This window comes from Adlercreutzia sp. ZJ242, from assembly GCF_011038995.1.
Classification (GTDB): Bacteria; Actinomycetota; Coriobacteriia; order Coriobacteriales; family Eggerthellaceae; genus CAAEEV01.
This window is the reverse complement of the sequence record NZ_JAAKEE010000013.1, coordinates 1-13,574: the sequence shown is the minus strand read 5'-3', so window position 1 is coordinate 13,574 and position 13,574 is coordinate 1. Positions and strand designations below refer to the sequence as shown.

Sequence of the window (13,574 nt, the reverse complement as noted above, 5' to 3'; positions counted from 1 at the left end):
TCTGGTGAAACCGACGGCGAAAGCGACAAGGAGACCCATGAAGAGCACCCGGGAATACGACTGGCTCAACGACCCCTTCGACGAGAAGAAGTGCGCCGAGGAGCTTGACCGCGCCCGCTCCCGCGGCATGCGCGGCGCGGGGTGCGCGCTCGCGGTCGTCGTCGCCATCGCCGTGGTGCTCGTAGCCGTGTTCGTGGTGATCGTCGGCTCAATCGGCAGCGGCGCCTCGATCTAGGGCGCCCGCATGGCTCTGTTCGGCAAATACGAGGTGCTGCTGGCGCCGATGGCGGGCGTGAGCGACGTCGCGTTTCGCACGCTGTGCCTGGAGCAGGGGGCTGACCTGGCCTTCACCGAGATGGTGTCGGCGAAGGGGCTCTCGTACGCCAACGAGAAGACGCGGCATCTGCTCGCGCTGGCCGCAGGCGAGAGGAGCGTGGGCGTGCAGCTGTTCGGCCACGAGCCCGACACCATGGCGAGCCAGGCCGCCTGGGTGGAGGACGAGCTCGGCGAGGCGCTCGCGTACCTCGACATCAACATGGGCTGCCCCGCGCGCAAGATCGTGAGCAAGGGCGACGGCAGCGCGCTCATGAAGGCCCCGGACGTGGCGGCCCGTATCGTGCGCGCGGTGAAGGCCGCGGTGGCGCACCCCGTCACCTGCAAGTTCCGCCGCGGCTGGAGCGAAGGCGAGGAGACCGCGCCCGAGTTCGCGCGGCGCATGGAGGACGCCGGCGCCGACGCCGTCTGCGTGCACGGGCGCTACGCCGCCCAGCTCTACCGTGGCAGCGCCGAGTGGGGCGCGATCGCGCGCGTGAGGGAGGCCGTGTCCATCCCCGTGGTGGGCAACGGCGACATCCGCTCAGGCGCCGACGCGGTGCGCATGCGCGCGGCCACCGGCTGTGACGCGGTGATGATCGCCCGCGGCGCCGAGGGCAACCCGTGGCTGTTCTCCCAGGTGAAGGCCGCGCTGGCGGGGGAGGCGGAGCCCGCGTGCCCCGACGTGGCGGCGCGCCTGTCCATGGCGAGGCGCCATGCCGCGCTGCTCGCGTGCCGCGAGGGGCGCAACATCGTGCGCATGCGCAAGCACGCCATGTGGTACGTGGCGGGGCTTCCCGGCGCCGCGGCCGCGCGCGGCAAGATCAACTACTGCACCACGCTCGAGGACTTCGGCCGCGTGTTCGACGAGCTCGAGCAGATTGCGAGCGAACATGCCTCATGACCCGTACCAGGCGCTCTACCTCCACGTGCCGTTCTGCGTGAGCCGCTGCCTGTACTGCGACTTCGCCACGCGCGCCGTGCCCGCCGACGACCCTCAGATCACGCGCTACGTGGAGGACCTCGTGATGCAGATCCGCCGCGCGGGCAAGCAGGGCGAGCTCGCGGGCGTGGAGACGGTGTACGTCGGCGGCGGCACGCCGAGCCACGTGGGGTCGCGCCACCTCTCGCAGCTGCTCTACGCGCTCGGGCTGTCGATGCACCTCACGCCTGAGATGGAGTGCACCGTCGAGTGCAACCCCGAGAGCCTTGACGAGCGCCTCGTGCGCGACATGTGGGCGCTCGGCGCGAACCGGCTGTCCATCGGCGTGCAGAGCTTCGACGACCGCCTGCTGCGCGTGCTCGGCCGCGCGCACACGGCTGACGAGGCCCGACGCGCCGTCGACGCCGCGCTCACGCGCTTCGAGAACGTGAGCGTGGACGTGATGTGCGGCCTGCCCGGGCAGTCCGCCGAGGACGTTCGCGCGAGCGCGGAGGAGGCCGTGCGCCTCGGCGTCACGCACGTGAGCGTGTACCCGCTCACCATCGAGGACCACACGCCGTTCGCGCGCATGGTGATGCGCGGCGAGCTCATGGAGCCCGACGACGACGTGGAGGCCGAGCACATGGAGGCCGCCGCGGAGGTGCTCGAAGGCGCGGGGCTTCACCGCTACGAGGTGGCGAGCTACGCGCGGGAGGGCTTCGAGAGCAGGCACAACACCGCCTACTGGACGGGGAAGCCCTACCTCGGGCTCGGGCTGTCGGCCGCCACGATGACGCAGAACGCCACGCGCCGCATGCGGCGCCAGGACGGCCAGGTGACCGACGACCTGAACCCCGCGCAGATGCTCGCCGAGGACCTCATGCTCGGCATGCGCATGTCGCGCGGCGTGAGCGACGAGCTTTTGGCGCGCGCCTCGGCGCTCCTGCCCGCCGCGCGCGGCGTGTTCGAGGGCCTTGCGCGCGACGGCCTGGCCGTGCACGAAGGCGGTCGCTGGCGTCCCACGAGCCGCGGCTGGCTGTGCGGCAACGAGCTCTACGGGCGGATCTTCGACCTCGCCCCGTAGCGCAGGCGCACCCGAGGCGCCGTGCCGCGTACACGTCTGCGCCGAGGCGCCGCGCGCCTGCGCATTATGGCGCTTGCGTTGAATTTTCGGCGGTTCCCTCCAATCGTTTAGCACTCGGGGGCCGAGGCTGCTAAAATGCTGCGAGAGCTTGCGCTGCGCGGCCTGCGTCCACGTGCCCGCAGGCAGGAGAGGAGAAGGCAGAAGGCCGGAAGGCGGCCAAGCGCCGAAGGAGGAGTGCCGTGCTATCCGACAGGCGGCAGCGCGTGTTGAGCGCGCTCATCGAGGAGTACGTCGAGCGGGCGATGCCCGTGGGGTCGCGCACGCTCACCGAGCGCTATCAGCTCGGCGTGAGCCCGGCCACCGTGCGCAACGACCTGTCCGCCCTCGAGGACGCGGGCTACATCACGCAGCCCCACACCTCCGCCGGCCGCATCCCCACCGACGCGGGCTACCGCGCCTTCGTCGACGAGCTTCTGAGCCACGGCCTCGCCGCCGAGGAGCACCCCCACCGCGACATCGTCGACGAGCTGCGCGCAAGCGCCAGCGAGCTCGACGCGCTCATGGAGCAGACCTCGGCCGCGCTCGCGCGCCTCACCGACTGCCTCTCCATCGTGATGGCGCCGTCGTTCTCCGCGCACATCCGCCAGCTCTCGCTCATCTCGCTGTCGAACTACCGCGCGCTCATCGTGATCGTGGCCGAGGACGGCCGCGTGGCGAACCGCAGCGTCGCGTTCGCCGAGGAGGTCACGCCTGACGAGCTCGCCGGCGTGCAGAACCTGCTCGGGCGCCTGTTCGCCGGGAAGTCGGTGCGTGAGCTGCGCGAGGGGTTCGACGCGCCGACCTACGAGGCCCTGCGCGACCCGCTCGTGCAGCTCATCCTCGACGAGGTGATCGCGTGTCTGCAGGAGAACAACATCGGGCGGGCGCACCGGCTCGGCATGAGCTCGCTTCTGCGCAAGCCCGAGTTCAGCAGCTCGAGCGCCCTCCTTCCCCTCGTGCAGGTGCTCGAGGACGACTCCGTGCTCCTGCACGTGTTCGACGAGGCGTCCGCGCCCGCGGAGCCCGCGCAGGCGCCTGACGACGCGCCCGGCGCGGAGGGGGAGCACGTGATGGTGCGCATCGGGCGCGAGAACGCGGCCGTCGAGCTCTCCGGCGTGTCGGTGATCGCAAGCACCTACGGCCGCGGCGAGGGCGAGGGCATCGTCGCCGTCATCGGCCCGACGCGCATGGACTACACGCGCGTCATCCGCGCCGTGCGCGCGGCCCAGCACGTGCTGAGGGACGAGTGAGGCGAAGGCGCGGGCGAGAGCGACGGCGGGGGAGACCCCTCGAGGCAGCAAGGTAACAAGGCGCGGCCGGTTTCGGGGCCGCGCGTTCGAGATAGGTGACAGAAAGGCATTACGAACCCATGGCTAAAGACTTGTACGAGGTGCTCGGCGTTTCGCGGGACGCCTCTGAGGCTGAGATCAAGAAGGCGTTTCGCCACAAGGCGCGCGAGCTGCACCCCGACGTGAACAAGGCTCCCAACGCGGAGGACCAGTTCAAGGAGCTCAACGAGGCGTACGACGTGCTCTCCGACGCGAACAAGCGCGCGCAGTACGACCGCTTCGGCACCATCCCGGGCGCCGCGGGCTCGAGCCCGTACGGCGGCGGCAGCGGCTACGTCGACTTCGAGGACCTCTTCGGCGGCGGCTTCGGCGGCATGGGCGACATCTTCTCCACCTTCTTCGGCGGGAGCGCCGGGGGCGGGCGCACGGTGCGCAAGGAGGGCCGCGACATGGGCATCGGGCTGCGCCTGACGCTCGAGGAGGTCGCGCGCGGCGTGAAGAAGGAGATCGTGTACGACCGCCTGGCGCCGTGCCCCGACTGCGACGGCTCGGGCCTCGGCGAGGGCGGCCGCGAGGTCACGTGCCCGGAGTGCAGTGGCAAGGGCCGCGTGGTCACCGTGCAGCGCACCTTCCTCGGCGACATGCAGTCGTCCTCCACGTGCCCGAAGTGCCACGGCACGGGCTCGTCCATCGAGAACCCCTGCCCGGAGTGCGAGGGCCAGGGCCGCGTGCCCGACCGCCAGAAGGTGTCGGTCGAGGTGCCCGCGGGCGTCCGCGACGGCCAGCAGCTGCGCGTGTCGGGCTTCGGCGAGGCCGGCATGCAGGGCGCGGCGGCGGGCGACCTCATCGTCACCGTGCGCATCCAGCCGCATGAGTTCTACGAGCGCGACGGCGAGGACCTGCACGTGCAGGTGAGCGTGCCCATGGTCCAGGCGGCGCTCGGCGCCGAGATCGAGGTCGACGGCATCTTCGACGACGAGGAAGTGCCGGTGCGCATCCCCGAGGGGACGCAGAACGGCCAGGTCATCCGCTGCAAGGGCTTCGGCATGCCGCGCCTGCGCTCGGACGCGCGCGGGGATCTGTACGTGCACGTGGAGGTGGAGATCCCCCGCCGCCTCTCGAAGCGCGAGCGCGAGATCCTCGAGGAGCTCGCCGACGAGATGGGCGAGGACGTCTCGGAGGCCCGCTCGCCCCTGCAGAAGCTCCGCGACATGTTCTAGCCTGAAGGACCCCGGCCGCCGCTGGCCTCGCCGACGGCGCTCGCCTTCCTCCCGTTGCAAAGGAGACTCCTTGTCCCTCCACCAGTTCTTCCTGGATGACCAGGTGCTCGCCGGCGAAGGCGCCGCGGTGTTCCCGCTGCGCCTCGCGCCCGACGACGCGCGCCACGCCCGCGTGCTGCGCCTCGCGCCCGGCGAGCACGTCGCCGTGGTGGACGCGGCGCGCGACTACTTCGAGTGCGAGGTCGTCTCCTTCGACGACGCGGTGCCGCTCGTGCGCATCGCGCGCCGCCTCGACGCGCCTGACGACGGCCCGCGCGTGATCCTGCTCCAGGGGCTCGCCAAGGGCGACAAGATGGAGACGGTCATCCGCCATGCCACCGAGGTGGGCGTCGAGGCGTTCGTGCCCTTGAAGTGCGCGCGCTCGGTGATGAAGGTGGACGCCAAGAAGGCCGCTGCGAAGCGGAGCCGCTGGCAGGCCGTCGCGAAGAGCGCCGCCATGCAGGCGGGACGCCGCGCGGTGCCCGAGGTGAGCGAGCCTCTGGGCCTGCCCGAGGCGTGCGAGCTTGTGGCGAACGCCACCGCCGTGCTCGTGTGCTGGGAGGAGGCGCCCCAAACGGCGACGATGCGCGCGGCGCTTTCCGACGCGCTGGCGCATGCGGGCTGCGCCGTGGCGGCCGACGCGCGCGTGGCCGTGGTGGTGGGCCCCGAGGGCGGCCTTGCCCCCGAGGAGGTGGAGCGCCTGCTCTCGTGCAACCCCCGCGCGCGTCTCGTGTCGCTCGGGCCGTCCATCCTGCGCACCGAGACGGCCGGCGTCGTGGCGCCGGCGCTCGTCCTCTACGAGCTCGGCGGCATGGGCAACGCGGGCGGCGCGCTCGGGGCGTCTGAGGCGCTCGGGGCGGGGGGCCTCTGATGCGGTTCGCCGTGGTCAACCTGGGGTGCAAGGTGAACCGCGTGGAGTCGGACGGCTTCGAGCGGCTCCTTCTGGCGGCGGGCGGCGTGGAGGCCCCGCAGGAGGAGGCCGACCTCATCGTGGTGAACACGTGCACGGTCACCGCCGAGGCCGACAAGAAGACGCGCAAGGCCGTCCGCCATGCGCTGCGGGCCAACGCGTCGGCCCGCGTGGCGGTCACCGGCTGCGCCGCGGCCATGGACGAGGACGCCTTCTCGTCCATGGACGCGCGCGTGAGCGTGGTCCCCAAGGCCGGCATGGGCCTGTGGCTCGCCGACGCCGCTCGCGCGGAGACGGGGCCTGCGGCGGACGAGGCCCCACGTGCGGGCGCGGGCGCCGCCGCCGCGGAGACACCCACGGCCTGCGAGCCTGGCCTCGCGCTCTTCTCGTCGCGCACGCGCGTGGGCGTGAAGGTGCAGGACGGCTGCGACAACGCGTGCACCTACTGCATCGTGCACGTGGCGCGCGGGCGCGCGACGAGCCGGCCGGCGCCCGAGGTCCTCGCCGAGGCCGTGGCGCTCGCCGCCTCGGGCGTGCGCGAGGTCGTGCTCTCGGGCATCAACCTCGGCTCGTATCGCTGGGAGGGCAAGGGCCTGGCCGCGCTGCTCGAAGAGCTCCTCGCCGCCACCGCGCGCCTGCATGAGCCCGGCGAGCCGCCGTGCCGCTTCCGCGTGAGCTCCGTCGAGCCCATGGACGTCGACGACGACTTCGCGAGCCTGCTCGCCCGCGCCGACGGGCGCGTCTGCCGCCACCTGCACCTGCCCCTGCAGTCGGGCAGCACCAAGGTGCTCCGCGAGATGGACCGCCCGTACACCGCCGAGGAGTTCAAGGGCCTCGTGGGCCGCCTGCGCGCGCAGGTGCCCGCGCTCTCGCTCACCACTGACGTCATCGTGGGGTTCCCCGGCGAGACGGAGGGGGAGTTCGCCGAGACGCTCGAGGTCGCTCGCGCCTGCGCGTTCAGCAAGATCCACGTGTTCCCCTATTCGCAGCGCGCAGGCACGCCTGCCGCCGCGCGCGCCGACCAGGTGCCGCCGCCCGTGAAGGCAGCGCGCGCCGCCCGCCTGCGCGCGCTCTCCGACGAGCTGCGCGCCGCCGACCGGGCGCGTCGCGCCGGCACCAGCGAGCTCGCGCTCGTGGAGGAATCCGGCCGCGCCATGACCGAGAGCTACCACGAGGCAACCGCCCCCGCCAACGCAAAGCCCGGCGCCCTGATCCAAGTGAAGCTCTAACATCATGCAGTCCAAAAAGGTTCTTCTTATATCCCTTGGTTTTAGTGATGTCGCAGGGGGTCCGGCGCCTCGGGAGCTCGGGCGGTGCTCACCAAGCGAGTTCCGCACGAGCCGGAAGCGCCAGCGGCGCTTCCGTGCGAGCAGGACTGTCCGAGCGACTGAGCTCTGCCCGGGCTCCCGAGGCGCTACCCGGGACCGTACGACTCTACGCTCTGCTACAATAGCCGCATGACCGATCAGACACAGATTACCCTCACCATCCCCGACAGCGTGAGCATGGCGCTCGTGGTCGGCGAGGCCGACGAGATCCTGCGCACGCTGCAGGACTCCTACGAGGCGCGCATCACCGTGCGCGGCAACGCCATCTCGCTCGTCGGCGACCCCGTCGAGGTGCAGTCGCTCACCGCCATCTTCTCCGACCTCGTCAAGCTCGTGAAGGGCGGCGACGTGCCCGACGCCGCGTACGTGCGCCACGCGCTCGACCTCATGCGCACGGCGGAGTTCTCGCCCACGGCGCTGCGCGAGGACGTCCTGCTCACGTACCGCGGGCGCGCGGTGCGCCCGAAGACCACCGGGCAGAAGCGCTACGTCGACGCCATCCGCGCGCATACCATCACCTTCGGCATGGGGCCGGCCGGCACGGGCAAGACATACTTGGCCATGGCCATGGCGGTCGCGGCGCTGAAGCGCAAGGAGGTCGGCCGCATCATCCTCACGCGCCCCATCGTGGAGGCGGGGGAGAGCCTCGGCTTCCTGCCCGGCACCCTCACCGAGAAGGTCGACCCCTACATCCGCCCGCTCTACGACGCGCTCTTCGACATGTGCGACGCCGAGCGCGTGAACCAGCTCATCGAGGCGGGCACCATCGAGATCGCGCCGCTCGCCTTCATGCGCGGGCGCACCTTGAACGACAGCTTCATCATCCTCGACGAGGCGCAGAACACCACCCCCGAGCAGATGAAGATGTTCCTCACGCGCCTGGGCTTCGGCTCGAAGATGGTCATCACCGGCGACGCCTCGCAGATTGACCTGCCGCGCGGGGCCTCGGGCCTCACGCGGGCGCGCAGCATCCTCGAGGGCGTCGACGACATCGCGTTCTGCACGTTCACCGGCAAGGACGTCGTGCGCCACTCGCTCGTGGCCGCCATCGTGGCGGCCTACGACCGGGCGGCCTCCGCGGCGAGTCGGTCCTGAGGCAAGGTGGAGAGGAGCCCCATGGAGATCTACGTCGACTACGCGCATCGCGCTGACGAGCTGCGCGCGCTGCCCGTCGAGGACCTCGTGCGCTTCGTGCTCGAAGCCGAGGAGATGCCCGAGAGCACCGAGGTGTCCGTGAGCTTCGTCACCGACGAGGCCATCGCCGCGCTGAACGAGGAGTTCCGCGGCAAGGCCGGCCCCACCGACGTGCTGTCGTTCGAGTGCGACGGCGCGGACGACGCGTTCGACGAGGCCCTGCTTCCGCCTGACGGCGCGACGGGCGCCGCATGCGACGAGCTTCCCTTCGAGCTCGGCGACGTGGTCATAGCCCCCGACGTGGCGCGCCGCCAGACCGACCTGTACGGGACCACCTTCGAGGGCGAGGTCACGCTCCTGCTCGTGCACGGCCTGCTCCACCTCGCCGGCTTCGACCACATCGCCGACGACGAGGCGGAGGAGATGGAGGCGCGCGAGCGCGAGATCCTGGGGCTGTGGGCCGATGCGGGGCACGAGGGCGTGCGCCACGTGCGCGACGACACCATCCGCGCCCGCGGCGAGCACTGAGGAGCGCGCATGTCCCGCCAGCCGAACATACCTGACGCGCCGGGCGCGCCTTCCCGCGCGGGCGCATCCGAGACGTCCACCGCGCAGGCCGCGCCAGCGCGCGACAGCGCCCCCGACGAGGCGCGCTTCGTGCGCCACGCCGCCGACAGCCGCGCCAGCGCGCACGCGCGCTTCACGCTCTTCCGCGCGTTCTCCTGCGCGTGGGAGGGCATCGCCTACGCCTTCACCTCGCAGCGCAACCTCAAGATCCACAGCGCGTTCGCCGTGCTCGCCGTGGCGCTCGGCTTCGCGCTTCGCATCTCGGAGGCCGGCTGGCTCTCCGTGGTGGTCTGCATCGCGCTCGTCATGGCGCTCGAGGTGGTGAACACGGCCGTCGAGTCGGTGGTCGACCTGGTGTCGCCCGAGTGGAACGAGCTCGCCAAGCGCGCGAAGGACTGCGCCGCCGGGGCGGTGTACCTCGCGGCGGGCGCCTCGCTCGTCGTGGCCGCGATCGTGTTCCTGCCGCGCCTCTGCGCGCTCATCCTCTAACGAGAAACGAGAACTGACATGGACCTGGACGCCTTCTTCGCCGAGAACCCCATGGGCGGCACGCCCGACGCCCTGCCCGACGGCTTCAAGTCGGGCTTCGTCACGCTCGTCGGCCGCCCGAACGCGGGCAAGTCGACGCTTCTGAACGCCGTCATGGGCAAGAAGATCGCCATCACCTCGGACACCGCGCAGACCACGCGCCACCGCTTCCGCGCCGTGCTCACGCGCGAGGGCTTCCAGATGATCATCGTGGACACGCCCGGCCTGCACAAGCCGCACGACGCGCTCGGCGAGGAGCTCAACACCTCGGCCATCAAGGCGCTCGAGGACGTCGACGTGGCAGCCATGCTCATCGACGCCTCGGCGCCGATCGGGCGCGGCGACGCGTGGGTGGCCGAGCAGGTGCGCGCGGCGCGCGGCGCGAGGAAGATCTGCGTGCTGTCGAAGTGCGACCTGGCGACCGAGGCGCAGATCGCCGCCCAGCGCGAGGCCGCCGAGGGGCTCGCCGACTGGGACGCCATGGTGGCGCTGTCGTCGGAGACGGGCTACAACGTGGAGGCGTTCGTGGAGGAGGTCACGTACTTCCTGCCGGAGGGCCCCGCGTGGTTCCCGCCCGACATGGAGACCGACCAGCCCCTCGAGGTCATGATCGCCGAGTTCGTCCGCGAGAAGATCCTGCGGGGCTTCCACGACGAGGTGCCGCACGCCATCGGCGTGGTGGTCGAGGAGATGGAGTACGTGCGCAAGACCGACCTGACGCGCATCTACGCCATCGTCTACGTGGAGCGCGACAGCCAGAAGGGCATCATCATCGGCAAGCGGGGGAGCGCCCTCAAACAGATCGGCACCGAGGCGCGGCGCGACCTCGAGCAGCTCCTGGGCACGCGCGTGTTCTTGGACCTGCGCGTGAAGGTGAAGAAGAACTGGCGGCGCGACGCCAACCAGATCCGCCGCTTCGGCTACGGCGAGGGGCTGTAAGCGCGCCCTCCGCTCGGCGCGCGGCGCTCGACGGCGGTGCGGCGCCGCGGGACTCTCCCGCTGCCGAGCGCCGTCCTCGGGCGTCCTTTTCGCAGGTGAACTTGATGTGAATTGGCAACGAAATTCATGTGGGGTTTCTTTTTGGCTATAATGGGCGCAGCCGTAACGAGGAGAACCCTTTCATGATATGCCCTAACTGCAAAACCGAGAATCGCGCCGAGGCCAAGTTCTGCGACGAGTGCGGGTTCGACCTGCGCACGATGGCTGCTGAAGCCGCGGCCGCCTCAGAGGAGTCTGCCGCGGCCGACGCGAGCGCGCAGGCCGCCTGCGCCGGGAAAAGCACGCCCGATGCGCCCGAGGCTGCGCCCGATGCATCGGCGCCGGCTGACGCGGCCCCCAACCAGGTGATCGCCGAGGCGCTCGGCGAGGTGCGCGCGCTGCGCGACGCCGTGCCGCCCGTCATCAAGGTGCCGTCCATCGTGTCGGTACCCGACATTGCACCTGAGGACGCGTCCGAGCTGGGTGCGTCGGAGCCCGCGAAGGCATCATCAGCGCCTGCTGAGGACGACGAGGCTCCGAAGGAGACCGCTGACCCCGATGGCGCTCCCGCGCCTGCGACGCCTGCGAAGCTTGACATCCCTTCGGTTGACAAGCCCGCGAAGCCCGCTGCCGAGGAGGCGCGCGGCGCAGACGCCAAGAAGCCCGAGGCCATCGAGCCCCGTCCCGACACCCCCTTCGCCGAGGCGCGCGCGATGTTCGGCCCCAAGGGCATCTCGGCCGAGGTGACCGCCGACCTCTCGGGGCTCGAGCGCCTCGTCGACTCGAGCTACGTGCCGCCCTCGTCGTCGGGTCGCGCCGGCGACACCATGGAGCTCCCGCGCATCGAGGAGGACCCGGTGCCGCGCGCCACCTCCTTCCGCGCCGAGGTCGACCGCAAGGAGGCGCGCCGGCAGAAGAGGGCGCAGCGCAAGCTCGAACGCGAGCAGACGAAGCGCGCCAGGGAGTTGCAGAAGCAGGGAGTCGTCGCAGCGCCGGGGACGCACCACGCGCTCGAGGACCTGCCCGTCATAGAGCCCGAGCCCGCACCTGAGGCCAAGGCTGCACCCGAAGCTGCGCTCGCGCCTGAGGTCAAGGCGGAAGAAGCGCCCGGAACCCCGATCGAGGCCGCATCCGCGCCTTCTCCTGAGCCTGAGCGCGCCGAATCCGCCGAGCAGGCTGACCAGCCGTCCACGTCCCGCAGCTTCGCCGAATCCGCCGACCGCGCTGACGATTCTGACAAGCCCGCCCGCCCTCGTCCCCGCAAGGCGGCCATCGCCGGCATCGTCATCGCCTGCGTCGTCGCCTGCGCGGCCGTTGCGCTTCTCACCTACAACGCCGAGCTCTGGGGCGGCAAGGTCATCCCCGACGTCGCCGGCAAGTCGCAGGCTGACGCGCGCTACCTGCTCGAGGAGAAGGGCTTCGCCACCCTGGCCACGCAGGTGAAGTCCGACGAGGTCGAGGGCCTCGTGCTCGAGACCGATCCGGCGGCGGGCGAGCGTGCGAGCAAGGGCAGCGAGATCACGCTGCGCATCGCCACGGCGCGCATCGTTCCCGAGGTCGTCGGCAAGCCGCAGGCCGAGGTGGAGAAGCTCATGGCCGCCGAGGGCTTCGAGCGCGTCGAGTACGCGCTCGTGAAGTCGAACGAACCTGAGGGCACGGCGCTGTCGGTCACGCCTGAGCCGGGCACGCGCGCGAAGGCGGGCGAGCCCGTCACGGTGGAGATCGCGCAGTCCTACACGGTTCCCGAGGTGAAGGACCTGTCTACCGCCGACGCGACGAGCGCGCTCGAGGCTGAGGGCTACGAGGTGACCACGGCTCCGTACAACACCGAGGACATCCCCGAGGGCACGGCCGTCTCCACCGACCCGGCGGCGGGCACGAAGCTCCCCTCGGGCTCGGCGGTCACGCTCTACGTGGCGCACAACCGCTCGACCGACCTCATCGAGTACACGCGCAACTTCTTCACCGACTCGCCGGTGATCACCTATGCGGGCAAGGTCTACAACACCAAGCCGAACACGCTCGAGCTGGCCTACGTCGGCGACGACACGGTGAGCTTCAGCATCCAGGGCGTCGAGGTCGGGTTCATCTTCGGCATCGCCGTGGAGAACCCAAGCGGGAAGGCCACGCTCAAAGGCTCCATCACCTGGGACGATGACGACAGCATCGTGTCGACGACCCCCGTGATGAAGCAGGGCGCCTGATCGGCCGTGGCCGCGCCCACCTACCGCGCCCGCGCGCTCGTCCTGCGCAAGACGAAGCTGGGGGAGAGCGACCTCATCCTCACGCTGCTCGCCGAGGACGGCAGCCAGCTGCGCGCGGTGGCGAAGGGCGCGCGCAAGCCGCGCAGCTCGTTCGCGAGCCGCCTCGAGCTCTACAGCGAGGTTGACCTCCTGTGCGCGCGGGGCAGGAGCCTCGACATCGTGAAGGAGGCGCGCCTTGCCAAGGCCCGCGACGCGCTGCGCACGAGCGTCGAGCGCGCTGCCGGGGCCGCGTGCGCCTCCGAGCTCGTCGAGCGCGTGTCGCTCGAGCACGTCTGCGCGCCGCGCCTCTTCGCCGCCACCGGCGTGGCGCTCGACTCGCTCGCGCGCGCCGGTGTGGCGCAGGTCCCCGTCATCACGGCGGCCCACCTGCTGAAGGCGTTCTCCCTCGCCGGCCTGCGTCCGAGCTTGGAGGCGTGCGTGGCGTGCGGGAGCCCGGCGGAGCCGGCGGCGGGGCAGGTGCGCTTCTCGGCCCCCGACGGCGGCGTGGTGTGCGCGCGCTGCGCGTCCCGCGTCCAGACGACGCTTCTGCCCGAGCAGACCCGCGCCTGGGCGTGCGCGCTCATCGCCTCCACCTTCGCCCAGATCGAGCAGATGGACGCGCCCGCGCAGGCCGGCGTCGACCTGCTCCAGCTCTGCCAGGCCTGGGCCGCCGCCCACCTCGGCGTTCGCCTCAAGTCGGTCCAGTTCCTCCTCACCTGCGGCCTGCTCTGAGCCTGTTCTCGCGGCGTGGCGTCTTCGGGGAGGGACGGCGCGACTTCGGGCGACTTCGGGCGAGACTCCCGCTCCGATCCCTTCGATTTCCCCTTGCTTTTGAGGTGTCGCTATCGTATACTCCCGTCTTTGACACCGGCGAACGGTAGTCGACTTCATATCCCCAGCTAACAGGCCTGTTAGCTGGGATTCAGACAGGTTTACCCTTTGGTACTTTTTACCTTGGCGCTGTGCGCGGCTGTGAGCACT

Annotated in this window: 13 protein-coding genes; all 13 read left to right on the top strand. The window is 71.1% G+C overall.

Annotated features, from left to right (window positions below; genetic code table 11):
- Positions 1 to 37: 37 nt before the first annotated feature.
- Entirely contained in the window at positions 38 to 235 is a 198-nt protein-coding gene (locus tag G7Y49_RS04705; RefSeq protein ID WP_165171570.1) for a hypothetical protein, read from the top strand.
- 9 nt (positions 236 to 244) lie between these two features.
- Entirely contained in the window at positions 245 to 1,216 is a 972-nt protein-coding gene (gene dusB, locus G7Y49_RS04700; RefSeq protein WP_165171568.1) for a tRNA dihydrouridine synthase DusB, read from the top strand.
- Entirely contained in the window at positions 1,206 to 2,318 is a 1,113-nt protein-coding gene (gene hemW / locus G7Y49_RS04695) for a radical SAM family heme chaperone HemW (RefSeq protein WP_165171566.1), read from the top strand. The genes dusB and hemW overlap by 11 nt, the downstream gene beginning before the upstream one ends.
- A 239-nt stretch (positions 2,319 to 2,557) precedes the next feature.
- On the top strand, positions 2,558 to 3,607 hold the full coding sequence (hrcA, locus tag G7Y49_RS04690; RefSeq protein WP_165171564.1) for a heat-inducible transcriptional repressor HrcA: 1,050 nt from the start codon (positions 2,558 to 2,560) through the stop codon (positions 3,605 to 3,607).
- A gap of 119 nt (positions 3,608 to 3,726) precedes the next feature.
- Positions 3,727 to 4,866 carry a molecular chaperone DnaJ gene (gene dnaJ, locus G7Y49_RS04685; protein ID WP_165171562.1) on the top strand — a complete coding sequence of 380 codons (1,140 nt, stop codon included), beginning with the start codon at positions 3,727 to 3,729 and terminating at the stop codon, positions 4,864 to 4,866.
- Between the two features lie 70 nt (positions 4,867 to 4,936).
- Positions 4,937 to 5,776 carry a 16S rRNA (uracil(1498)-N(3))-methyltransferase gene (locus G7Y49_RS04680; protein ID WP_165171560.1) on the top strand — a complete coding sequence of 280 codons (840 nt, stop codon included), beginning with the start codon at positions 4,937 to 4,939 and terminating at the stop codon, positions 5,774 to 5,776.
- Positions 5,776 to 7,044, top strand: coding sequence for a tRNA (N(6)-L-threonylcarbamoyladenosine(37)-C(2))-methylthiotransferase MtaB (mtaB, locus tag G7Y49_RS04675; RefSeq protein ID WP_165171558.1), 1,269 nt, complete (start codon positions 5,776 to 5,778; stop codon positions 7,042 to 7,044). The genes G7Y49_RS04680 and mtaB overlap by 1 nt, the downstream gene beginning before the upstream one ends.
- Positions 7,045 to 7,272: 228 nt before the next feature.
- On the top strand, positions 7,273 to 8,238 hold the full coding sequence (locus tag G7Y49_RS04665) for a PhoH family protein (protein ID WP_165171556.1): 966 nt from the start codon (positions 7,273 to 7,275) through the stop codon (positions 8,236 to 8,238).
- Positions 8,239 to 8,259: 21 nt separating this feature from the next.
- Positions 8,260 to 8,805, top strand: a complete 546-nt coding sequence (ybeY, locus tag G7Y49_RS04660; RefSeq protein WP_165171554.1) for an rRNA maturation RNase YbeY — start codon at positions 8,260 to 8,262, stop codon at positions 8,803 to 8,805.
- Between the two features lie 9 nt (positions 8,806 to 8,814).
- Positions 8,815 to 9,333, top strand: a complete 519-nt coding sequence (locus tag G7Y49_RS04655) for a diacylglycerol kinase family protein (RefSeq protein WP_165171543.1) — start codon at positions 8,815 to 8,817, stop codon at positions 9,331 to 9,333.
- A 51-nt stretch (positions 9,334 to 9,384) separates the two neighbouring features.
- Complete coding sequence (gene era / locus G7Y49_RS04650; RefSeq protein ID WP_165171671.1) at positions 9,385 to 10,311, top strand: GTPase Era; 927 nt, start codon at positions 9,385 to 9,387, stop codon at positions 10,309 to 10,311.
- Between the two features lie 182 nt (positions 10,312 to 10,493).
- Positions 10,494 to 12,554 (top strand): PASTA domain-containing protein, encoded by a 2,061-nt coding sequence (locus tag G7Y49_RS04645; protein WP_165171541.1) that lies wholly within the window; start codon positions 10,494 to 10,496, stop codon positions 12,552 to 12,554.
- Between the two features lie 6 nt (positions 12,555 to 12,560).
- Positions 12,561 to 13,325, top strand: coding sequence for a DNA repair protein RecO (gene recO, locus G7Y49_RS04640; RefSeq protein WP_165171539.1), 765 nt, complete (start codon positions 12,561 to 12,563; stop codon positions 13,323 to 13,325).
- Positions 13,326 to 13,574 lie beyond the last annotated feature (249 nt).

Bases quoted from the DNA above. Each gene is read 5' to 3' on its own strand.
- G7Y49_RS04665 (WP_165171556.1), top strand. From the start codon at position 7,273: ATGACCGATCAGACACAGATTACCCTCACCATCCCCGACAGCGTGAGC.
- G7Y49_RS04645 (WP_165171541.1), top strand. From the start codon at position 10,494: ATGATATGCCCTAACTGCAAAACCGAGAATCGCGCCGAGGCCAAGTTC.
- mtaB (WP_165171558.1), top strand. From the start codon at position 5,776: ATGCGGTTCGCCGTGGTCAACCTGGGGTGCAAGGTGAACCGCGTGGAG.
- ybeY (WP_165171554.1), top strand. From the start codon at position 8,260: ATGGAGATCTACGTCGACTACGCGCATCGCGCTGACGAGCTGCGCGCG.
- dusB (WP_165171568.1), top strand. From the start codon at position 245: ATGGCTCTGTTCGGCAAATACGAGGTGCTGCTGGCGCCGATGGCGGGC.
- dnaJ (WP_165171562.1), top strand. From the start codon at position 3,727: ATGGCTAAAGACTTGTACGAGGTGCTCGGCGTTTCGCGGGACGCCTCT.
- hemW (WP_165171566.1), top strand. From the start codon at position 1,206: ATGCCTCATGACCCGTACCAGGCGCTCTACCTCCACGTGCCGTTCTGC.
- G7Y49_RS04705 (WP_165171570.1), top strand. From the start codon at position 38: ATGAAGAGCACCCGGGAATACGACTGGCTCAACGACCCCTTCGACGAG.
- era (WP_165171671.1), top strand. From the start codon at position 9,385: ATGGGCGGCACGCCCGACGCCCTGCCCGACGGCTTCAAGTCGGGCTTC.
- G7Y49_RS04655 (WP_165171543.1), top strand. From the start codon at position 8,815: ATGTCCCGCCAGCCGAACATACCTGACGCGCCGGGCGCGCCTTCCCGC.